The sequence below is a fragment of the Hyphobacterium sp. genome (genome assembly GCF_043584775.1).
Lineage (GTDB): Bacteria > Pseudomonadota > Alphaproteobacteria > Caulobacterales > Maricaulaceae > Hyphobacterium.
Genome location: NZ_CP121327.1, coordinates 1,204,861 through 1,226,337, shown reverse-complemented (window position 1 = coordinate 1,226,337; position 21,477 = coordinate 1,204,861). Strand labels below are relative to the sequence as shown.

Sequence of the window (21,477 nt, the reverse complement as noted above, 5' to 3'; positions counted from 1 at the left end):
ATTCATTTGAATCGAAACTATTGGCTGATTACGCCGAATCCATGGCGCGCGCTACTGCAACAGGGTCGGACGGCATGAATTTTCCCGTCTTGGGGAAACCGCGTGGACGCGCCGTGCCCGCCTGAGCCCGTTTGCCATCCCAATCCTTCCAGTCTTCAAAGACATGCCGGCGGCCGGCACCGTCAATCCAGGCCAGCCCCTCCTCGGGATTGAATGTCGCGACATCAATCAGTTCCGCGCCCTTGCCGCCCATCAGGCGGACCCCTTTGCCGCGCGCCATTTGAGGCAAGTCTTCAATGTCGAAGATCAACAATCGCTTCTTGTCGTTGGAAACGGCGATCTTGCTGCCGACCACCGGGACGCAGGCAATGGCCTCGCCCTCTCCGACATTCAGCGCCTGCCTGCCGCCTTTTTTCGTCGCGAAAACATCCGCTTCCTTGACGCGGAACCCGTTTCCGGCCCGCGACGCGATCAACAACTCCCGCTCGGGATCATGTTTGAACAGTGCAATCGGCGCGGCATCTTCCGGCAAACCGGCATGCAGCCGCAGGGGGTCTCCATGTCCCCGGCCACCGGGAAGTTTGGACGCATCGATCGCGTAGAATTTGCCGTCGGTTGCGAACAGGATCAGCTTGTCGATGGTCTCACATTTGACCGTGAACAGAGCGCTATCACCTTCCTTGAAGGCAATCGTGCTGATGTCATGGGAATGCCCCTTGAGAGCGCGGATCCAGCCCTTCTGCGAAACCACCACCATGATCGCTTCGCGGATGATCAGCGATTCTGCGACCGCATCCGCATCATATTCCACGATACCGGCAAAATTGATTTCCGTCCGGCGCGCGCCGATAGCGGTTTTCGGACCGAAGGCCGTTTCGACCTCGGCGATTTCGCCGTCGACTTTTTCCCACTGAACGGATTCCGAACCGATCAGCGTCTTCAGCTCACCGCGCTCATTCTGCAGATTGCCTTCTTCCTTCCGGATTTCGAGCTCCTCCAGCTTCCGCAAGGCACGAAGGCGCATATTGAGAATAGCCTCGGCCTGCCGGTCGCTCAGTTCGAAATGCGCCATCAGCTTTGCCTTGGGCTCATCCTCGAAACGGATGATCCGGATGACCTCGTCCAGATCGGCATAGACGATGATGTAGCCGGCCAGCACCTCGAGCCGGTCTTCCACCTTGGCCAGCCGCGTTGTCGCGCGGCGCACCACGACCTCCCGGCGATGGTCGAGCCAGATGCGCAAGACATCCTTCAGGCTCATGACGCGCGGCGTGCCGGAGGGGTCCAGAACGTTCAGATTCAACGATATCCGGTTTTCCAGCTCGCTCATTTTGTAGAGCGCGGCCATCAGGAGTTCGGGTTCGACATTCTTGCTCTTGGGCACCAGCACAAGGCGAATATCCTCGGCGCTCTCATCACGTACATCTTCCAGAAGCGGCAGCTTTTTCTGGTCCAGCAATTGGGCAATTCGTTCGACCAGCTTGGATTTCTGGACCTGATACGGGATCTCGGTGACCACAATTTGCCAGGTCCCGCGGCCAAGATCCTCGGTTTCCCATTTCGCGCGCAAGCGGAAGCCGCCACGCCCGGTTTCATAAGCCTCTCGAATGGACTCCGGGGATTCCACGCATATCCCGCCGGTCGGAAAATCCGGCCCTTTGACCGACCTTAGCAACTGCGCCACCGAGGCATCCGGATTGGCAATCAGCGTGCGCGAAGCCCGGCACAATTCATAAGCATTATGCGGCGGGATTGATGTCGCCATCCCCACAGCAATACCCGTCGCACCATTCGCCAGAAGGTTCGGGAACGCCGCCGGCAGTACAATCGGCTCTTCCTCTGAACCGTCATAGGTCTCGCGAAAATCAACCGTGCCTTGGTCAATATCCTGCAGGAGGAGTTCGGCGGCTTCGGTCAGGCGGGTCTCAGTATATCGCATGGCGGCCGCACCATCACCATCGATATTGCCGAAATTGCCCTGACCCTCGACCAGCGGATAGCGCGAGGCAAAATCCTGTGCAAGACGCACCAGAGCGTCATAGACGGCCTGGTCACCATGCGGGTGAAATTTACCGATCACATCGCCGACAATCCGGGCGGACTTCTTGAAAGCGTCTCGCGGGTTCAGCTTGAGCACGCGCATGGCGTGAAGGATGCGGCGATGAACCGGCTTCAGCCCGTCGCGCGCATCGGGCAGCGCCCGCTGGGTAATGGTCGAGAGCGCATAGGCCAGGTAGCGCTTGGACAGCGCTTCATCGAAGGGTTCTTCAAAGATTTCCCCGCCCTCGGGGGTAAACACATCGCCCATACCGCACTCCTGATTCGGACCGGCCCAGTATGCCGCTAAATCCGCCCGGCGTCCGTTAGCGCCTTGACCAATCGCACACGCGATTCCGGCAAATCACGGTCGATGGGCCAGAGGACGCGCCTTTGCAGAAAGAAGCCCGTCAGAGCGAGGCCATTGGCAATGTCGCCGGGCTCGAATTCAGCCTCCGGGTCCCGCAAAAAACGCGGCAGGGCCAGCAATTTGTCGATATAGGGTGCGGCAGCCTCGCGGCTGACGGCCCGGCCTGTTCGCGGGCTGACATGAGTCAGGTCCATCGTCGCGCCCGTGGCGGCACATTTTGACAGATCAATCCCGTAGCCGAGGTCCTTTAGAAGCCCGAGCTCCCAACGGATATAGAGCATTGGCCAGATGTCGATATTGTCGAGAGCATCAAGAAACACCTCCATCGCCCGATAGACCGGCGCATGGCCTTCGCGCTCGGGCAAGGCCTGGCAGGCCATAGCGCACGCCGCATTCAGTCCTGCTAACGAAAGGGCATCATCCATCACCAGACCGGCGCGGGAGATGTCCGCCTCAATCGCATAATTGCCCAGATGGTCCGCAAGCCGCGCGCGCCAGTTCGCAGTCACCGTATTTCCAGGCTGGAGGACAGGCCGCATGGTGCGGGAACGCCCACCGCGAACAAGGCCGGCATGACGCCCCTGATCTTCGGTCAGCAATTCGACGATCGCACTGGTTTCACCATGCGGTCGAACGGCCAGAACATGCCCTCTACCGCTCCATTCCATCAGATATCGTAATCCAGTCCCATCGCCAGATAGCGGGCGCGGTTTTCATCCCAGCCGGGCTGGACCTGGACCTGCAGGAAGAGATGAACCTTGCAGCCAAAGGCCTGCTCCATCTCTGCCCGGGCCGCCGATCCGATGACTTTCACCGTCTTGCCGCCCTTGCCCAGAACGATCGGACGCTGGCTGTCGCGCTCGACAAAAATCCGCTGCTCGATTCGCACGGATCCGTCATGCAAACGCCGCCAGCTTTCCGTTTCGACCGCTGTAGAATACGGCATTTCCTGATGAAGCCGGTCATAGATCTGTTCGCGTGTGATTTCAGCAGCCAGAAGGCGCTGCGGAATATCGGCCGCCTGATCCGCCGGATAGAGGTGCGGCGATACCGGCATCATGGAGGCCAGCTTGGCTTTCAGATCCGCCACGCCATAGCCCTTGGTCGAGCTGATCATGAAAACATCGGAATAGACGCCGGTGGACGTGAGGGATTCAACTAACGGCAGAAGGCGGTCCCGTTCCAGCGTATCGATCTTGTTCAGCGCCAGAATGGCCGTCTTGCCGGCCGCCTTCAGGCCTTCCGTGACGCTGTCATCATCCTTCACGGACAGTTTTTCAGCGCCGCCGCCCTTTCCGACAGCGACCAGATCGCGCGCTTCCGCATCGATCACATGGACAATCGCATCCGCGTCGTCTGCGCCCGTCCACGCCGCTTTCACCATGGCCCGATCCAGCCGCCGGCGCGGTTCGAAAACCCCGGGCGTATCCACCAGCACAATCTGATTTTCGCCCTCCATCGCAATCCCGCGAACCGGGAATCGCGTGGTCTGCACCTTGCGCGTGACGATCGAGACTTTTTCGCCCACCAACGCATTCACCAGCGTCGACTTGCCCGCGTTCGGCGCCCCGATAATGGCCGCAAAACCGGCACGTGGTTCAGTCATGACTGTTAATCCTCTGCAGCATGGCCGATGCGGCCTCGCGCTGTGCTTCCTGTTTGGATCCACCCTGACCTTCACAGGGATCAAAGCCGTTCAACTCGACCCGAACGACAAAGATCGGCCGGTGGTCGGGCCCGGCCTGCTCCAGCAGGTCATAATGCGGGACACCATAGCCTTTCTTGGCGGCAAGTTCCTGCAAATCCGATTTCGGATTGCGCGGTTTTTCAGTGAGCTTCGCAACGGCGTCGCCCCATCCGCGCTCGAAGACACTGCGCGCGGCTTCCAGTCCCCCATCCAGATAGACAGCGGCCATAACGGATTCCGTAGCATCGGCAAGAATGGAGGCCTTGTTGCGTCCCCCGACATTCTCTTCGGACGGTGACATGCGCAAGGCCGGTCCCAGTTCAAACTGCCGCGCCACTCGTTCGCAGGCATTCTTGTCGACGAGTGAATTGAAAAGCGGGGCGAGCCGCCCCTCCCGCGCCATCTTGAACTTCGTGAACATGGCTTCGGCGGCAATCAGGCCCAGCACCCGATCACCCAGAAATTCCAGACGCTCGTAATTGCGCACCTGCTTGTTACCGTCCCCGAAGCTGGAATGGGTCAGTGCCCGCGTCAGCAGTTCAGGGTCGTTGAAATGATAGCCGATATTATCCTGTACCCGTTTGACTTCGACACTCATGCCGGATCCTCGGGCAGAGCTTCGATAATCACATTCGCGAGGGCATAGGGCGGTTCATCCGTGATGCTGATATGAACCGATGCGGTCATGCCGTCGGGCGTGAGGCGGGCCAGCCAGTCCAGCGCGCGGCCCTTCAGCTCCAGCGTCGGCTTGCCGCCCGGCAGATTCACAACGCCGATTTCTTTCCAGGACACACCGCGCGCAATCCCGGTCCCGAGCGCCTTTGCACCCGCCTCTTTGGCGGCATAGCGCTTGGCATAACTGGCCGCGCGTTCCTTGCGGCGATCCGATTTGGCCTGCTCGATTTCGGTAAAGCAGCGTTGCGTAAAACGGTCGCCAAAGCGGTCGAGCGTCTTCTCGATGCGTCGGATATCGATCAGGTCAGTGCCCGTGCCGATGATCAAGCTGCCGCCTCGCTGCGTGCATCCGCAATCAATCCGCGCATGGTTGTGACCGCCTCGCGCAAGCCGCGGAATATCGCCTCTCCGATCAGGAAGTGACCGATATTCAATTCCATGACCTGGGAGATCGCCGCGACCGACTTCACCGTGTCATACGTCAGGCCATGCCCGGCATGCACTTCCAGACCACGTTCAGCCGCCAGAGCGCACGCCAGTTCGATACGTTTCAATAGCGCGGCGGTTTTGGCCTGATCACCGGCAATATAGGCATCGCAATAGGCCCCGGTATGAAATTCCACAACGGACGCGCCGATGGCTTCGGCAACCGCGATCTGAACCGGGTCCGGCTCGATGAAGAGTGAAACGCGGATGCCGGCCGCGTTCAGCCGATCCACAAATGGCGCGATATGCTGGTGACCGCCCGCAACATCCAGTCCGCCCTCGGTCGTCCGCTCCTCGCGCTTTTCCGGCACGATGCAGCAGGCATGGGGCTTGTGGGCCAGCGCAATGGCGAGCATTTCTTCTGTCGCCGCCATTTCAAAGTTCAAGGGCAAATCGATTTCGTGGGCCAGGCGCTCGATATCCTTGTCGCCTATATGCCGCCGGTCTTCGCGCAAATGCGCTGTAATGCCGTCCGCGCCCGCTTCCGCGGCCTGCCGCGCGGCGCGCACCGGATCGGGATGCAATCCGCCGCGGGCATTCCGGATGGTCGCTACGTGATCGATATTGACGCCAAGTCGGACCGGACGGGTCATGATTTGAGCCCCCGGCTCCCCGGTTTGATTGCCGGAATGGTCGCCAGTTCCGGCGGTAAGTCATCCGGCGCGTAAGCGGGGAATTCAATGGATGCGAGAGCAATCAGTGGCACGCCGACATCTGCCTTGCCGCCAGAGCGATCAATCAGGCAAGCTTCCGCCAGCACACTTGCACCGGTCTCCTTGAGCGAGTCGATGCATTCCCGCGATGACAGGCCCGTAGTGACGATGTCTTCGACCACCAGAACTTTCTGACCCGGCGTCAATTCAAACCCACGGCGCAACCGGAATTCGCCATCTTCCCGCTCGACATAGATCGCGGGCAACCCCATCTGCCGGCCCATCTCGTAACCGGGCACAATGCCCCCAACGGCAGGCGAAACGATGATCTCCGGAGCTTCACCCAGCTCGGCCTTCACCTTCGCCGCCAGAGCCTTGCAAAGCCTGGCCGTACGTTCGGCATCCGCAAAGACTTTGGCCTTCTGCAAAAAGACCGGGCTGCGCAAACCTGACGACAGGATGAAATGCCCTTCCAGCAGTGCACCGGCAGCGCGGAACTCGTTTAGAACGTCGTCGGTATTCATGCTTCGGCCTCATCCATTTCGCCGCGGGCGCGCTCGGCGGACACCACGCTGTTACACATTTTCAGAGCAGAGATAATGTTCGCCAGATGCCGGTTGTCGAACACTTCGATATCAAATTGCATTTCAAAGAAGTCCTTGGCGCGCTTCAACGTCTTCAAATTGCCGATGTTTCCGCGGTTTTCTCCCACGGCTTTGGCAATTTCGGCCAGCGCGCCCGGCGTATTATGCATCACTGCGTGCACACGCGCAGACGACACCGCATTTTCTTCCGCCTCGGCCGTCCAGCCAAGATCAATCCAGCGATCCGGATCGGCCTCGTCATGTTCGGTCAGGGAATCGCAATCAATCGTGTGAATCGTAACGCCTTTATCCGGCACGATGACGCCGACGATCCGGTCTCCCGGAAGCGGCGAACAACATTCCGAAAAGTGAATGGAAACCCCCGGCGTCAGTCCGCGCCCACGAACATAAAGCCGCGCTTTCTCATCCCGGATCAGCTCTTTCTCGCTGGCGTCATACTGGCGGCTGTCACGCCGGCCCGGAAAAACCGCATCGAGGAAATGTCCCGACGTCAGCCGGCCACGGCCAAGCGCCTGATAAAGATCATCGATGGAGTCGATATCCAGGCGCGCCAATGCATCCTCGAGGCCCTTTTCACGGAAAACCTTGCCTTCGCGTTCAAACGCATGTTCGGCGAGCATTTTGCCAATGCCCTCGAATTCGGCCCGTTCGGTCGTCCGGATCAGGCGGCGAATGGCCGCGCGCGCCTTTCCGGTGACGGCCAGTTCTTCCCAGCCGGCTGGTGGCTGGCGCAATCCGCCGCGCAGAATGTTGACGACATCGCCATTCTTGAGACGCGTGCGCAAGGGCCGGTCCCGGCCATTCACTTTTGCGCCGATACACGTATGACCGAGCTCTGTGTGAACGGCATAGGCAAAGTCCAAGGGCGTGGCCCCCGACGGCAATGCGATCAATTCACCCTTGGGCGTAAAGCAGTAGACCTGATCGGCAAACATCTCGAGCTTGGCATGCTCGAGAAATTCGTCCGGATCGCCGCCCTGCTCCAGAATTTCTAGGAAAGGCCGCAAGCGCTCCAGCGGATCACCGCCTGCAGATTTCGCCGCGTCAGCGTCATAGCCATAACTATGGCCCTTATAGCGCCAATGCGCCGCGACGCCGCTCTCGGCGATCGCATCCATCTCTTCGGTCCGGATCTGAATCTCGACGCGAACACTTTCTGGCCCGACGATTGTTGTATGCAGGGACCGGTAATTATTGGGCTTCGGCGTTGAAATGAAATCCCGGAACCGTTCAGGCACGCAGCGCCAATTCTGGTGAATGATACCGAGCGCCCGATAACAATCATTAACCTCGTCAACGATAAGCCGGAAGGCATAGATGTCGGCGATCTCGCCAAAGCTCGTGCCTTTGCGCTCCAGCTTTCGCCAGATCGAATAAGGCCGCTTCTCCCGTCCGAAAACACGCCCCTGAATGCCGGACGCCTCCAGCTTCGCCATGATCACTTGCGATACTTCCGCAACCGCCTCGGAGCGGGATTCCCGCATTTCGGCCAGGCGCATCGAAACCGATTCAAAGGCCGCGGGATTGATATGCCGGAATGACAGGTCTTCGAGTTCAACGCACAACCGGTTGATCCCGATCCGGCGCGCCAGCGGCGCATAAATCTCCAGCGTCTCGGTCGCAATCCGCTCGCGCTTCTCCGGTTTGGGAATGTGATAGAGCGTGCGCATGTTGTGCAGCCGGTCAGACAATTTGACGATCAGCACGCGGACATCCGACGAAATCGCTACGACCAGTTTCTGGAAATTCTCGGCCTGCTTGGTCCGGTTGGAGCCCAGCTCCATCTGCCCCAGCTTGGTCACGCCATCGACCAGTGCGGCGATTTCGGGGGAGAAAAGATCGCTGAGCTGTTCGAGGGTCGCCGGCGTGTCCTCGACGGTGTCGTGCAACAGGCCGGTACAGATTGTCGCCGCGTCCATCTTCAGATCGGCCAGGATCATGGCCACAGATGCGACATGGGCAAAATACGGCTCGCCGGAATAGCGCTTTTGCGGCGCATGCATCTCCCGCGCGAAATCATAGGCGCGGTGAATCAGGTCGGCATCGACGGTCGGATAGTATTTTGAAATACGCCCGACGAGATCGTCGGCGGTTGGGTAGGCCTCAAACGCCGGAGGATCAAGGTCTGGCGCGGCGAGGCTCACCCTGCCCTAGAACCGGTTGTCAGGTGCGCCGTCACGATCACTTTGCAGCGCTTTGAGCATGTCGGCTTCATCAGGATCAACAGGAGTCGGCTTGGACGCAATTTGCGGCAGATCGTCTTGCGGCGAAGCGCGTTCTTCTTCTTCCTCGTCGCTCGGAATGACGCGTTGCAGACCGTTGACGAGGCTATCCTTCAACGCATTGAGGTCGAGATTGCCATCGGCAATTTCGCGCAGCGACACGACGGGATTCTTGTCGTTGTCACGGTCAAGCGTCAGCTCGGAACCGGCAGAAATATTCCGGGCGCGGTGCGCGGCCAGCAGAACAAGATCAAACCGGTTTGGAACTTTCTGGATACAATCTTCAACGGTGACGCGGGCCATACGTGCGGCCTCCTGTAAATTCTCGTAAACGGATCGCAGTAAGTAACGCCGCTTGCCCCTTACCGCAAGGGCTTTGCCGCAATGCAACACAGCGATTTCAGCGAATGGACCGCGTCTGGGCTACATCGCCGTCCGGCAGTCTGGCAATCAACTCCGAAATGCCACGTTTTGAAACGGGATGGACCCAGACCGGCGCAATCTCCTGCATGGGCAAAAGCACAAAGGCCCGTTCATGGGCGCGTGGATGCGGCAAGGTCAGATCGGCTTCGTCAACAACGAGGCCTCGATAATCGACAATATCGAGATCCAGGGTTCGGGAATCCCAGCGAATATTCCGCTCACGGCCGAAATCACTCTCGATATCCTGCAACGCTTTCAGCAACTCACCGGGCGCCAGATGCGTGGCAACCTCGGCAACCGCATTGACATAGGCGGGCTTGGCAGGGTCTGGCCAAGCCGGTGACGCCCAGTATTCTGAAACCAGAACCGGCGTCAGGCCTCTACTTGGCATTCGCTGCAATGCCTCGGTCAGCGTCTCTTGCGGAGACAGGCCGTCGCAGGGCAGATTACTGCCGAGCGCGACATATATTTTCGCGAGCTCCGTCATGTTTTTAACTTTGCACTGCGGGAGATTCCCATGACCTTTTATCCAAATGAACGTATTGGACTTTTTATTGATGGTGCCAATCTGTTTTCAACCTCGAAAGCCCTCGATTTCGATATCGATTACCGCAAGCTGCTCGATGAATTCCGCAAGCGCGGCCGACTGACCCGCGCCAATTATTATACGGCTCTGCTGGAAAACGAGGACTTCACGCCGCTCAAACCGCTCGTCGACTGGCTCGACTATAACGGATTCAATGTCATCACCAAGCCAGCCAAGGAATTCACCGATGAGTCCGGCCGCCGCCGCATCAAGGGCGATATGGATGTCGAACTGGCCGTCGATATCATTTCAGCTGCGGCCTATCTGGATCACATCATCCTGTTCACCGGCGATGGTGATTTCCGCTATGCCGTTGAGCACTGCCAGCGTAAGGGCGCGCGCGTGACCGTCGTTTCCTCGCTGAAAGCCCGCCCGCCCATGATCTCGGATGATCTGCGCCGCCAGGCCGATGGTTTCATCGATCTTGCGGATCTGAAATCAATGGTCGGCCGCGAGGGCGGACGTCCGCAGCACGATGACGATTGAGCGCTACGGCCCGGAGGCGCCCCTCGATTGTCCGCTCTGTCCGAGGCTCGTTGAATTCCGCCACGCCAATAACCGGCTTTATCCGTCGTTTCACAACGCGCCCGTTCCATCTTTCGGGGACGCGCAGGCGCGCTTCCTGATTGTCGGGCTAGCCCCCGGACTGAAAGGTGCCAACCAGACCGGCCGCCCTTTCACCGGCGATTATGCAGGCGATCTGCTCTACGCCACGCTGAGCAAGTTCGGCTTTGTCGACGGCCAGTATGGCGGTCATGCCGCGGATGGCCTGACGCTGAAGGATGTAATGATCACCAATGCGGTGCGCTGCGTGCCGCCGCAGAACAAACCTGTTGGCGCAGAAATGAATGCCTGCCGCCCGTTTTTGACAGAGCGCCTGAAGGCCCTGCCCCGCCTTTCTGCGATTCTGTGCCTCGGAAAAATTTCGCACGACAACACGCTTCGCGCACTGGGCGAACGCGTGTCAGCCATGAAATTTGCGCATCAGGCGGCGCAAGATTTCGACGTGAGTGGCCGGAAAGTCAGACTGTTCGATAGCTATCACTGCTCTCGTTACAACACGAATACCGGCCGTTTGACCGAAGCCATGTTCGAAAACGTGTTTGCGGATATTCGCCGCTTTCTGGGCGACTAGCCGTAATTCTTGATCAGACGTGACTTCTGACGATTCCAGTCGCGCTGCTTCTGGGTTTCACGCTTGTCGATGGTCTTCTTGCCTTTGGCGAGACCAATCAGGAGCTTCGCAAAGCCGCGATCCGTGAAATAGAGTTTGAGCGGAATGATCGTCCGCCCTTCCCGCGCGACCGCCCCCTGCAGCTTGGCGATTTCCTTGCGCTTGAGCAGGAGTTTCCGGCGGCGGCGTGGTTCATGGTTGAACTGATTGGCCCCCTCATACATGGGGATGTCCGCATTGATCAGGAAAATCTCGTCGCCTTCTGGCCCGACATAGGCTTCGGCGATATTGGCCCGCCCCTTGCGCAGGGATTTGACCTCGCTGCCCTGCAATTGCAGCCCGGCCTCGAACGTCTCCTCGATTTCATAGTCGAACCGCGCCCGGCGGTTCACCGCGACAGCGGCATTCGGGTCTTTGGCCATCAGATCAATCCGGCATGTTCCATGGCTGCCTTCACGGCAGACTTCGCCGCCTCGTCAGGCTCGGTCAGCGGCAGGCGGACATCAGGTAAGCACAAACCCAGCAAACTCAAGGCATACTTGGCCGGCCCCGGGCTCGGTGACAGGAAGAGCGCCTTGTGCAGGGGCTGCAGCATATCGCCGACCTCCAGCGCCTCCTGATAATCACCTGACAGGGTCGCATTCTGTAGCTGAGCGCACAGTGCGGGCGCCACATTCGAGCTGACCGAGATGCACCCCACCCCGCCTTCGGCATTATAGCCGATTGCCGTCGGATCTTCGCCGGACAACTGGATGAATTTCTCGCCAATCAGGCGGCGGTGAGCGCCCACGCGGGTCAGGTCGCCCGTCGCGTCCTTGACGCCAATCACGGACGGCAGCTTCGCAATGCGCGCCATGGTCTCCGGCTGGATATCGACAATGGACCGTCCGGGAATGTTGTAGACCACGATCGGCAAGTCACAATTCGCCGCTATCGCCTCGAAATGACGGAACAGACCTTCCTGGGAAGGTTTATTGTAGAACGGTGCCACGATCAGGGCAGCATCCGCGCCGGCCTCTTTGGCCCATTGGGTCATCTCGACCGAAGCGGCCGTGTTATTCGATCCGGTCCCGGCGATCACCGGTACACGTCCATTCGCCACTTCAAGGGTGAGCGCAATCACCCGCTTTTTCTCATCCAGAGACAGGGTCGGGCTCTCGCCTGTTGTGCCAACGGGAACCAGTCCATGCGTGCCGCTGTCGATCTGGCGTTCGACAAGGGCCTGGAAGGCGGCTTCATCCACGGCATTATTCTTGAATGGAGTCACGAGTGCGGTAATGGATCCGGAGAGCATGAAAAGCCTGCCTGACAAAATTGTTATCGGTTTCAAGCCTATCGGACGCCTGACACGCGGCCAAGTGCGCATGTCGGCTCTGGACAGTGCCATTGCTTACGTCATGATGCGGCCAATATTGCGAACATGATGAGTCCGATGAGAACCGTATCCCTGTTGATCGTCCTGATTGCCGGCTGGATCGCAATTCCGTTTGCGGACGCGCAAGTTCCGGACCCGCGCCTGCGACCCGAACGGCCCAACCCGTCCCGCTATCTGGATGATCAGGACTTCCTGATGCTCGAACGCGGCCTCGAAGCGTCCGCCGACGGTGATTGGGGAGAGGTTCGCGATGCCCGCCGCCGGATATCCGATCCGATCGCCAGCAGCATTCTCCTGTGGCGTATCGCGACATCCGACGAAGACGCCACTTTCATGGAACTCGATCTGGCGCTCGAGGAACTCGAGGGCTGGCCGCAATATGCGATGATCCGGTCCGAAGCCGAGTTCAAGATATCGACGTCCGGCCTGTCGTCCGAATTCATCGTCAGCTGGTTTGAAGACCGTGAGCCGGTGTCCGGCGAAGGCAAGGTCGCGCTGGGCGCCGCCTTGCGCGATATGGGTCGACTGTCGGAGGCGAGCATCTACATCCGCGATGCGTGGCGGCATCACACATTCCGCCGCTATCGTCAGCGGGAGATTCTCGCAGCCAATGACGACATTCTGACTCTGTCGGATCATGAAGCCCGCGTCGATTTTCTCCTCTGGCGGGACCAACGCACGCTGGCGCGTGATCTGCGCAATGAAATCAGCAATGGTCACCGCGCCCTCATGGATGCGCGTATTGCGCTGGCCAGCCGGTCTGGCGGCGTGAATGCGGCGGTCGCACGGGTTCCATCAGAGCTCGCGAATGATCCGGGCCTTGTTTACGAGCGCGCACGCTGGCGCCGGCGGGCCAATCTGGACGAAGGTGCTCTGGAAATGCTCCTCCTGCTTCCAGACACGCATGACGATCTGGAAGCCCTGGATGACATGTGGCTGGAGCGCCGCCTCATGATCCTGAACCTGATCCGCGACCGCGACTATGAGACGGTCTACGAACTGGCGGCCGCGAATGGCATGTCGTCCGGTGCCGATTTTGCCGATGCCGAGTTCCTCGCCGGCTGGATGGCGCTTCGATATCTTAATCGCCCTGCCGTGGCGCTCGAACACTTCACGCGTCTGGGCGAAGGTGTGTCCTACCCCGTCTCGGTCTCGCGTGGCCGATATTGGCAAGGCCGTGCCGCTGCGGCACTCGGCCGTACGGAAGAAGCGGAAAACTACTATCGGCTGGCCGCCGTGCATTCGACGGCTTTCTATGGCCAGATGGCGATCATCGAATTGGCGGGCGAAGAAACGCCCATGCTGGACCTGCCCAACCCGCCTCTGCCCACAACCGCCACGGAAGTGACCTTCGAGTCCCGTCCGGTGACGCGCGCCCTGCGTCTGTTGGCCGAACAGGGCGAAGATTATTTCTTCCGCGTCTTCATCTATCATCTCGATGATGAGCTGGAGGATGGTGCCGAAAGCTTGTTGCTGGCCCGTCTGGCTCAGGAATACGGGCAATTGCGTCAGGGTGTACGCGCTGCCAAGGCCGCCAGCTATCGCTGGAATATCCTGCCGGAAGAAAGCTTCCCGGTCATCGACCTGCCGCCGCCCTCTGGTGTCCATGTAGAACCGGAACCCGGCCTGATCCATTCCGTCATCCGGCAGGAAACCGAATTTGACCCCCGCGCTATTTCCAGCGCCGGAGCGCGCGGCATGATGCAGATGATGCCGGCGGTTGCCCGGGTGACAGCGCGCCGCGTCGGCCTGCCCTATCGCTATGAATCGCTGACCTATGATCCGGAATACAATATGCGTCTTGGCCGCTATCACTTGCAGGAGGTCATAGACGAGTTTGATGGCTCCTACATTCTGGCCCTGGCCGCCTATAATGCCGGCGGTCATCGGTCGCGCCGCTGGATCGAGGATTATGGCGACCCGCGCACCAGCGAAATCGATCCGATTGACTGGCTGGAATCCATCCCGTTCTCGGAAACCCGCAACTATGTCCAGCGGGTGATGGAAAATTTGCAGGTCTACCGCTACCGCCTCGGTGATGGAGGGCCGGTGCCGCTCGAGCTTGAGGCCGATTTGCGCCGCGGGTCGGGGTATTTCTAGATGTTGCAGCTAGCGCTGTTACTTATCACGCTTCAGGGCAACGACCCGACAGATGAAGGATTTCCCGGGGCATACCTCTGCACCATTGAGTCCCAAGCCACCTTGGTTCAGAGCCACATACCGCCTTTTAGGCCACCATTTGCAATGGCCGACAATGAAATCACCTACCAGCTCGCCATAGAAATCAATGAATCCTCCGACAACATGTTCTCGATTCGCGAAACAAGCCGGGCTGGTTTGAATTTCACTCCACATGTTTCGCTGATGGGAACGGCCTTGCTCCATGAGGAATACGTTGGCGATGGAAGAGAATTCCGGCCGGTTGAAGGCATGGGATTTATGTCTATTAGCGATCACTCGCCCAATGGGTGGGCGTTCTACCATTCTAGCCCCGCCGGAATCGGAGTGCGCGACTTCATAGTGCTTACCAGTTATGGGCACTGCCAAAGAATTGTGGACTAGACCCGGTCCAGCGCCTGCCGGAGCACCGCCGGGTCAACATTCCCACCGGTAATCAGGACTATTGTTGTTTTGTCCCGAGTATCCAGCTGCCCGTTGAGCAGGCTTGCAAACGCCGTTGCGCCACCCGGTTCGGCGACCAGTTTCAGATGTTTCCAGATGAATGCGATTGCTTCCAGCGTATCATCGTCAGAAGCGGTCACCGCGCCGGCCAATTGCTGCTGATTGAGCGGAAAGGTCATTGCGCCCGGCATCGGTGTGATGATCGCATCCTGCAAAGAGCCTGATCTGCGTTCATTTGCGACGCGCTCTCCGGCAGCCAGCGAGCGGCGATGGTCATCAAAGCCTTCCGGCTCGGCCGCCCAGATATCGCAATCAGGGAAATATTCTTTCATCGCCAGTCCGGTCCCGGCGATCAGCCCGCCGCCGCCGGCACAGCAAACCAGTTGATCGGGCACCACGTTCTTCGCCTGCAAATCTTCAGCGATTTCCAGCCCCGCCGTGCCCTGCCCGGCCATGATAAAAAAATCATCATAGGACGGCACCAGAATCGCCCCGGACTTCGCGACCAATTCTTCTGAAATGGCTTCGCGATCACCTGTGGCGCGGTCATATTCAACCACCTCTCCGCCCAGCCGCCGCACGCCGTCGGCTTTGATTTTCGGCGCATCGGACGGCATCACGATCGTCGCGGGAATACCCAGCAGCTTGGCCGCCAGTGCGACCCCCTGGGCATGATTGCCGGACGAAAAGGCGACGACCCCCTTTTCCCGCGCCTCAATCGGTATACGTGACAGGCGATTATAGGCACCCCGGAATTTGAAGGAGCCAGTGCGTTGGAGACATTCCGGTTTGATCAGGATGCGACCGCCCAGGCGTTCGTTCAGAACGTCGTTCTCAAGCAAGGGCGTCCGCACTGCCTCGCCCGCAATCTGACGCGCGGCATACTGAACATCGGCAAACACCGGAAAATCGCTCATACCCTTACTCCTTGTCTGGAATTGCCTGTAATCGTTTTCGAAAAATCACGCAAAGACGTTGCGCTGTGGGCCCAATAAAGGCTTCAATGGGGCAAGCCTGAAAACGGGCAATATTGACCGGGGAGAATATGACATGCTGCTGAAGGGCGAAATGATGGATGCCCCCCTGATGATTTCAGGGATTTTGAAACATGCCGACAAATGCCATGGCGATCAGGAAATCGTCAGCCGTTTGCCGGAAGACCTGTCGACACACCGTTACGGCTATTCGGATGCGCATAAACGCACCCGTCAGCTCGCCAATGCGCTGACCAAGAAGCTGGGGATCAAGGAATCCGACCGGGTGTCGACGATCGCCTGGAACACGCACCGGCATTTCGAGCTATATTATGGTGTCTCCGGCATCGGAGCCGTCATTCACACCGTCAATCCGCGCCTCGACCCGGCCCAGATCATCTGGATCCTGAATCACGCCCAATCAAAGGCCGTCTTCTTCGACAAGACGTTCGCGCCCCTGATTGATGGCATCGCGCCGCATTGCAAGACCGTGAAGCACTGGGTGCTGATGGCCGATTCCTCGCACCTGAAAGACGTGCAGACCAAATGCCTCGCCTATGAGGACCTGATCGACGACCACAAGCCGGACTATGACTGGCCCGAGTTTGATGAGTATGCCGCTGCCGGGCTTTGCTACACGTCCGGCACGACAGGCGATCCAAAAGGTGTCCTCTATTCGCACCGCTCGACCTTGCTGCATGCCATGGCGTGCAGCGCAGCCGATGTGATCGGCGTGGGCGCACGCGGCGTCATGCTGCCGGTCGTGCCGATGTTCCACGTCAATGCGTGGGGCATCCCGTATGCCTCGCCCATGGGCGGCGCCAAACTGGTGATGCCGGGACCGCGCCTCGATGGCGCTGGCCTGCACGAGATGATTGAAGAAGAGAAAGTCAATTACGTCGCCGGCGTGCCAACGGTCTGGCTCGGCCTGCTGCAATATCTGCGCGAAAACGACAAGCGCATCGACTCGGTCGAGCGCGTTCTGATCGGCGGTTCGGCCCTGCCCGAAGCGCTTCTGCGCGCGTTTGAAGACAATTACGGCGTCACCATGCAGCAAGGCTGGGGCATGACAGAAATGAGCCCGCTGGGCACGGTCAACGTTCCGCTCGCCAAGCACGATGATCTCAGCAAGGACGAGATGGTCAAGCTGAAGCTGAAACAGGGCCGCCTCGTCTATGGCGTCGAAATGCGTATTGTCGATGATGAAGGCAATGAATTGCCCTGGGATGGCAAATCCTCCGGCCATGTTCATGTGCGCGGACCGTGGATTGCCTCCGGCTATTTCCGTGGCGCAGGCGCCGAAGCCTTCACCGATGACGGCTGGATGAAGACCGGCGACGTCGCCTACATGGATTCCGACGGCTATATGACCATCACCGACCGCTCCAAGGACGTCATCAAGACGGGCGGTGAGTGGATTTCCTCCATCGATCTTGAAAATGAAGCCATGGGCCATCCCGATGTCGCCATGGCCGCCGTCATTGGCAAGTATCACCCGAAATGGCAGGAACGCCCGCTATTGATCGTCCAGCTTCAGGCCGGCGCTGAGCCGAATGCCGAATCCATTCTGGAATATCTACGCGGCAAGGTGCCCAAGCTCTGGGTGCCGGACGGTGTCGAATTCATCGACGAAATGCCCATTGGCGCAACAGGCAAGATCCTGAAGACCAAGCTCCGCGACATCTACCGGGATTACCAATTCCCGGGAACCGAAGGCATGGAGCCCTGATCGGGTCGCCATAAATTCGTAAAACCAGACAAGGCCCGGCATTGCCGGGCCTTGTTTGTTTTTCGCTGCAGCATCCATGCAGCAAGTTTGACAGCAGTCTGACCCCAGCCGATACATATTGACCTATACGGCAGTTAAGGGGGGAACAGACATGCTGCGATATCTCAAGATAGCGTTGGTTATTTTTGCATCGATACAGGGCTTTGCCTATGTCGCCGGCAATCTCTTGAATTTTGAATCTGCCCGGCAGGTTGTCAGTCTCGTCATCAGCCAGGCAGGCCACGAATATTATCCAAATCATATCATGCCGGCCTTGTCCGGAGACATGGCAGCCACCGTCGCCCTGGCAATCATTATCACCGGCGAGGCGCTGGTCGGCCTTTTGTGCCTGAAGGGCGCACTGGATATGCTTGGCGCAGTTGGCTCGGGTGCCGGGACATTCGATCAACGCAAAAAATTTGCTCTTCTTGGTACAGGAATGGGCATGGTTGTCTGGTTTGGCGGCTTTATCGCTATCGGCGCCGGACTGTTCCAGATGTGGCAGACTGAAGTCGGCGCGGGTTCATTTGAAGGCGCCTTCATCTATGCAGCGACAAATGGCCTTGTCTATCTGATCGTCAGCCAACCGGAACAAAACTAGACGGAGGCCGCGTGGGGGACTGACAATGCGTCATTCCCCCTCACCGCCCCTTGCGCGATCGCCATCGCCCTCATATATTTTTATCGAAATTCGATAAGGAGTGCATTCGATGGAAATCGCCATCCCCGGCATAGTGATCTTCTTCATCCCCAGCCTGATTGCGCTGGCGCGAGGGCATCACAATACATTTGCGATCTTTCTGACCAACTTCCTGCTGGGCTGGACGGTGATCGGCTGGATCGTTGCCTTGATCTGGTCGACCACTGCGGGCGAACGCCGCGTCCGGTCCTGATCAGTCGATAAAGTCGCAAATGTCCGAAAGCGACTTTTTGATCAGCGCGTGTTCCGGCACGGTCGCGCCTTCTGCCGGATAGCCCGCCACGATCAGCATGAAGGGCTTTTCATCCTTCGGACGCCCGCATATCTCTGACACGAAAGTCATCGGATTGGGCGTGTGGGTGAGTGTCACAAGGCCAGCCCGATGCAGTGACGTCAGCAGCATGCCGCAGGCAATGCCGACGCTCTCATTCACATAATAATTCTTGCGGTTTTCTCCGACGGTGACACCGCCGCGACGCTGAGCAAAAACGCAGATGATCCAGGGCGCGATCTCCAGATACGGTTTGTGATCATCCGTTCCCAGAGGCTCCAGCGCCTCCAGCCATTCCGGACTCGCCTTGCTTTCATAGAAGGCCTTTTCCTCGGCCTCGGCGGCGGCGCGCAGTTTCGTACGCAAGGGCCCCTTCCCGATCACGGTGAAATGCCAGGGCTGATGGTTGGCCCCCGACGGGGCCGTGCCGGCTGCCAGAATCGCGTGCTCGATAATCTCGCGCGGCACATCACGGCCCGAAAACTCCCGTACCGTCCGGCGCTTGCGGATATCCTCATAGAAAGCCTTCGCCTCGGTGGTCATCTCGTCGAGCGGTTTTTCGGTAAAGTCGAGGGGGTGGAGTTTTTTGGTCATAGTCTGTCGCGCCTAAATAAGTTGAACCAGCTCAAAGTAGTAAGCCACACCTAGCAGCAGGCCTGTGAAACACCACACGTATCCAATGACAACGACTGGATCGGACAACATGACGCCTCGCCATTTATCTATTGTGGTTCGCAACACTAGAAAAAAATATGGGATAAAAACTGCAAAAATCGGCAGCAATGCAAGTAAGACCAACCCACCGTCAGTGGGTTCTCCTCGCATCGAAAACGCTATGTGGGTTTTAGCAGCCAACGCGATATAGAATAAACCGCCAGCCCATAGCTCGAGAACAATCCACGCATCACTTCGTGAACGAAGGTAGAACCATCCCAATGCGGTCCAACCAGCAACAGAAAATGGAACAGCCCATAGTGCGAATTGTGCAGTTCCCAAAAGCGCGTCTGCAATGATGCTTGGAGTCAGCTCCAATCCAGCACCACCTTGCCGGACTGACCGGACCGCATGGCGTCAAACCCGGCCTGGAAATCATCCACCGGCAAGCGGTGGGTGATCACGCCGGAGACATCGAGGCCGGATTGCAGCATGGCCAGCATTTTATACCAGGTCTCGAACATTTCGCGGCCATAGACGCCTTTGACGGTGATCGCCTTCAATACCAGCTTGCCAAAATCGACCTCGATGGGTTTTGATGGCAGGCCGAGCATGGCAATCTTGCCGCCCATAACCATCGTATCCAGCATCTGCCCGAAAGCCTGAGGCGCGCCGGACATTTCCAGCCCGACATCAAAACCTTCGCGCATTTTCAGCGATGCCATCACATCTTTCAGATCCTGCCTGGCGACATTCACCGGCGTGAGATGGGGCACGACCTTCTCGGCGAGCGCGAGCCGGTCCGGATTGATATCGGTCAGCACCACATGGCGCGCGCCGACATGGCGGGCAATGGCGGCGGCCATGATACCGATGGGCCCGGCGCCGGTGACCAGAACATCCTCGCCGATCATGTCGAATTGCAAGGCGGTGTGCACCGCGTTGCCGAGCGGGTCGAGGATGGCCCCGATCTCGTCGGGCACATCATCGGGCAAAGGCACGACGTTGAAGGCCGGCAATTTCATGTATTCGGCAAACGCGCCGGGAATATTGACGCCCACGCCCTTGGTATCGGGGTCGAGGTGAAACTTGCCCGCCCGCGCCGCGCGCGAGCTCGCGCCTACGACATGGCCCTCGCCGGATACGCGCTGACCAACCTTGACCCGCGTCACGTCCGAGCCCACCGCCTCGATCACGCCGGAATATTCATGGCCCACCACCATGGGTGTCGGCACATTCTTCTGCGCCCACTCATCCCAATTGTAGATGTGGATGTCCGTGCCGCAGATCGCCGTTTTCCTGATCCTGATCAGCACATCGTCCGGCCCGATTTCGGGGAAGACGGCGTCCTCGATCATCCAGATTCCGGTTTCAGGTTTCGACTTGGCGAGGGCTTTCATTTTCGGGCTCCGTCCGGCGGAAAGACTGGAGGAGGAAATAAACTGCCAGCACCGGAATGGCGAGGAAGAAAACTGCAATCGCCTGCGCCATGAACTCGATGGCCGGGCCGGAGGGGGCGATGAAGCGGGCGTACAAGGTTGCAGCAACGGGTACGATAGCCAGGGCGGCAAGAACTCTGAATCTGGCAAATGCGAAAAAAGCAGAAATGAAGCCGACAAGATAAGCGATTGCGGACCACTTGAACCACGCCGCTTCATTTATTCCTGGCAACAGGGAACGGGACATCGATCTCAGTAGCCCGGCGTTATGGTCCACCAAATGAACGACTTCGTTGATTAAGTCATTTTCTCGCAAATCGGCACGAATTATACCGTATGCAATCAGGCCGCACGTCACTCCGACAAGAAGAATTGGTGTCCATCGGAAACTTGATTGCGTCCCTAATCGAACCAACAATACGGTGCTAAAGCTAAGCAGAAGGCCCGCATAGGCATACGGGAAGTAATTGTCCCATGCTTGAACGCCTTCAATGTGCTCGCGCATTGGCTCGTTGGCCGGGCTTCTTATAAAGCGCAAATCATCAAAACTTCTCGGAAATTCCATCGCCAGAATGGGTGTTTCGAAACCGTTCGGCAGATCAAATTCTTCCGGCATGGGGACACCGCGTATCTCCACTGCGATCCACATCGTCGCTGCGGCAAATATGAGCGTCAGAACCAGAAGTCCACGTTGTAGCCAAATCATGAAAATGCCTCCCCGGGCGTCTATCCTAGGGAGGCATTCCATTCATGGGA

Annotated in this window: 24 protein-coding genes; 7 read left to right on the top strand and 17 right to left on the bottom strand. The window is 58.6% G+C overall.

Annotated features, from left to right (window positions below):
- Window positions 1-28 precede the first annotated feature (28 nt).
- From parC to folK, 10 genes are all read right to left on the bottom strand, one after another.
- Window positions 29-2,308, bottom strand: a complete 2,280-nt coding sequence (gene parC / locus P0D52_RS06030; protein WP_394694523.1) for a DNA topoisomerase IV subunit A — start codon at window positions 2,306-2,308, stop codon at window positions 29-31.
- Between the two features lie 35 nt (window positions 2,309-2,343).
- Window positions 2,344-3,075, bottom strand: coding sequence for a DNA repair protein RecO (gene recO / locus P0D52_RS06025; protein WP_394694522.1), 732 nt, complete (start codon window positions 3,073-3,075; stop codon window positions 2,344-2,346).
- Entirely contained in the window at window positions 3,075-4,013 is a 939-nt protein-coding gene (gene era / locus P0D52_RS06020) for a GTPase Era (protein ID WP_394694521.1), read from the bottom strand. Before era ends, recO begins: the two co-directional genes overlap by 1 nt.
- Window positions 4,006-4,692 carry a ribonuclease III gene (gene rnc / locus P0D52_RS06015; RefSeq protein ID WP_394694520.1) on the bottom strand — a complete coding sequence of 229 codons (687 nt, stop codon included), beginning with the start codon at window positions 4,690-4,692 and terminating at the stop codon, window positions 4,006-4,008. Before rnc ends, era begins: the two co-directional genes overlap by 8 nt.
- Complete coding sequence (gene acpS, locus P0D52_RS06010; protein WP_394694519.1) at window positions 4,689-5,096, bottom strand: holo-ACP synthase; 408 nt, start codon at window positions 5,094-5,096, stop codon at window positions 4,689-4,691. The genes rnc and acpS overlap by 4 nt, the downstream gene beginning before the upstream one ends.
- Window positions 5,093-5,848 carry a pyridoxine 5'-phosphate synthase gene (locus P0D52_RS06005; RefSeq protein WP_394694518.1) on the bottom strand — a complete coding sequence of 252 codons (756 nt, stop codon included), beginning with the start codon at window positions 5,846-5,848 and terminating at the stop codon, window positions 5,093-5,095. Before P0D52_RS06005 ends, acpS begins: the two co-directional genes overlap by 4 nt.
- Window positions 5,845-6,432, bottom strand: coding sequence for an orotate phosphoribosyltransferase (pyrE, locus tag P0D52_RS06000; RefSeq protein ID WP_394694517.1), 588 nt, complete (start codon window positions 6,430-6,432; stop codon window positions 5,845-5,847). The genes P0D52_RS06005 and pyrE overlap by 4 nt, the downstream gene beginning before the upstream one ends.
- Window positions 6,429-8,657 (bottom strand): RelA/SpoT family protein, encoded by a 2,229-nt coding sequence (locus tag P0D52_RS05995; RefSeq protein WP_394694516.1) that lies wholly within the window; start codon window positions 8,655-8,657, stop codon window positions 6,429-6,431. Before P0D52_RS05995 ends, pyrE begins: the two co-directional genes overlap by 4 nt.
- Window positions 8,658-8,663: 6 nt before the next feature.
- The gene (rpoZ, locus tag P0D52_RS05990; protein ID WP_394694515.1) at window positions 8,664-9,038 is read right to left on the bottom strand and encodes a DNA-directed RNA polymerase subunit omega; all 375 of its coding nucleotides are present in this window, start codon (window positions 9,036-9,038) and stop codon (window positions 8,664-8,666) included.
- Window positions 9,039-9,135: 97 nt separating this feature from the next.
- Window positions 9,136-9,645, bottom strand: coding sequence for a 2-amino-4-hydroxy-6-hydroxymethyldihydropteridine diphosphokinase (gene folK / locus P0D52_RS05985; RefSeq protein WP_394694514.1), 510 nt, complete (start codon window positions 9,643-9,645; stop codon window positions 9,136-9,138).
- A 30-nt stretch (window positions 9,646-9,675) separates the two neighbouring features.
- On the opposite strand from folK, the gene P0D52_RS05980 reads away from it, so the two are divergent.
- Together P0D52_RS05980 and P0D52_RS05975 are read left to right on the top strand one after the other, a co-directional pair.
- Entirely contained in the window at window positions 9,676-10,230 is a 555-nt protein-coding gene (locus P0D52_RS05980; RefSeq protein WP_394694513.1) for an NYN domain-containing protein, read from the top strand.
- On the top strand, window positions 10,220-10,879 hold the full coding sequence (locus P0D52_RS05975) for a uracil-DNA glycosylase (protein WP_394694512.1): 660 nt from the start codon (window positions 10,220-10,222) through the stop codon (window positions 10,877-10,879). The genes P0D52_RS05980 and P0D52_RS05975 overlap by 11 nt, the downstream gene beginning before the upstream one ends.
- On the opposite strand, the gene smpB is transcribed toward P0D52_RS05975, so the two are convergent.
- On the bottom strand, window positions 10,876-11,340 hold the full coding sequence (gene smpB / locus P0D52_RS05970) for an SsrA-binding protein SmpB (protein WP_394694511.1): 465 nt from the start codon (window positions 11,338-11,340) through the stop codon (window positions 10,876-10,878). The two genes, P0D52_RS05975 and smpB, sit on opposite strands and share 4 nt — an antisense overlap.
- Window positions 11,340-12,212: a 4-hydroxy-tetrahydrodipicolinate synthase gene (gene dapA, locus P0D52_RS05965; RefSeq protein WP_394694510.1), complete on the bottom strand. Its 873-nt coding sequence runs from the start codon at window positions 12,210-12,212 to the stop codon at window positions 11,340-11,342. The genes smpB and dapA overlap by 1 nt, the downstream gene beginning before the upstream one ends.
- A 138-nt stretch (window positions 12,213-12,350) precedes the next feature.
- Here dapA and P0D52_RS05960 point away from each other — a divergent pair, with 138 nt between their 5' ends.
- Both P0D52_RS05960 and P0D52_RS05955 read left to right on the top strand, forming a co-directional pair.
- Window positions 12,351-14,393, top strand: coding sequence for a lytic transglycosylase domain-containing protein (locus P0D52_RS05960; protein ID WP_394694509.1), 2,043 nt, complete (start codon window positions 12,351-12,353; stop codon window positions 14,391-14,393).
- Window positions 14,394-14,855: a hypothetical protein gene (locus P0D52_RS05955; RefSeq protein ID WP_394694508.1), complete on the top strand. Its 462-nt coding sequence runs from the start codon at window positions 14,394-14,396 to the stop codon at window positions 14,853-14,855.
- On the opposite strand, the gene P0D52_RS05950 is transcribed toward P0D52_RS05955, so the two are convergent.
- On the bottom strand, window positions 14,852-15,832 hold the full coding sequence (locus tag P0D52_RS05950) for a threonine/serine dehydratase (protein ID WP_394694507.1): 981 nt from the start codon (window positions 15,830-15,832) through the stop codon (window positions 14,852-14,854). The genes P0D52_RS05955 and P0D52_RS05950 overlap by 4 nt on opposite strands.
- A 133-nt stretch (window positions 15,833-15,965) precedes the next feature.
- Between P0D52_RS05950 and P0D52_RS05945 the strand changes: the two genes are divergently transcribed.
- The 3 genes from P0D52_RS05945 to P0D52_RS05935 all read left to right on the top strand — a co-directional run bounded on the left by P0D52_RS05945 (window position 15,966) and on the right by P0D52_RS05935 (window position 18,550).
- Complete coding sequence (locus tag P0D52_RS05945) at window positions 15,966-17,618, top strand: long-chain-fatty-acid--CoA ligase (RefSeq protein WP_394694506.1); 1,653 nt, start codon at window positions 15,966-15,968, stop codon at window positions 17,616-17,618.
- Between the two features lie 118 nt (window positions 17,619-17,736).
- Entirely contained in the window at window positions 17,737-18,258 is a 522-nt protein-coding gene (locus P0D52_RS05940) for a DUF2165 family protein (protein ID WP_394694505.1), read from the top strand.
- Between the two features lie 109 nt (window positions 18,259-18,367).
- Entirely contained in the window at window positions 18,368-18,550 is a 183-nt protein-coding gene (locus P0D52_RS05935; RefSeq protein WP_394694504.1) for a superinfection immunity protein, read from the top strand.
- Here the strand turns inward: P0D52_RS05935 and P0D52_RS05930 are convergent, their stop codons facing one another.
- The 4 genes from P0D52_RS05930 to P0D52_RS05915 are packed head-to-tail and all read right to left on the bottom strand — an operon-like array spanning window position 18,551 to window position 21,427.
- On the bottom strand, window positions 18,551-19,222 hold the full coding sequence (locus P0D52_RS05930) for a nitroreductase family protein (RefSeq protein WP_394694503.1): 672 nt from the start codon (window positions 19,220-19,222) through the stop codon (window positions 18,551-18,553).
- A 12-nt stretch (window positions 19,223-19,234) separates the two neighbouring features.
- A complete protein-coding gene (locus P0D52_RS05925) occupies window positions 19,235-19,660 on the bottom strand; it encodes a hypothetical protein (protein ID WP_394694502.1) in 426 nt (141 codons plus the stop codon).
- Entirely contained in the window at window positions 19,651-20,682 is a 1,032-nt protein-coding gene (gene tdh / locus P0D52_RS05920; protein WP_394694501.1) for an L-threonine 3-dehydrogenase, read from the bottom strand. Before tdh ends, P0D52_RS05925 begins: the two co-directional genes overlap by 10 nt.
- Window positions 20,654-21,427 carry a hypothetical protein gene (locus P0D52_RS05915; protein ID WP_394694500.1) on the bottom strand — a complete coding sequence of 258 codons (774 nt, stop codon included), beginning with the start codon at window positions 21,425-21,427 and terminating at the stop codon, window positions 20,654-20,656. Before P0D52_RS05915 ends, tdh begins: the two co-directional genes overlap by 29 nt.
- Window positions 21,428-21,477 lie beyond the last annotated feature (50 nt).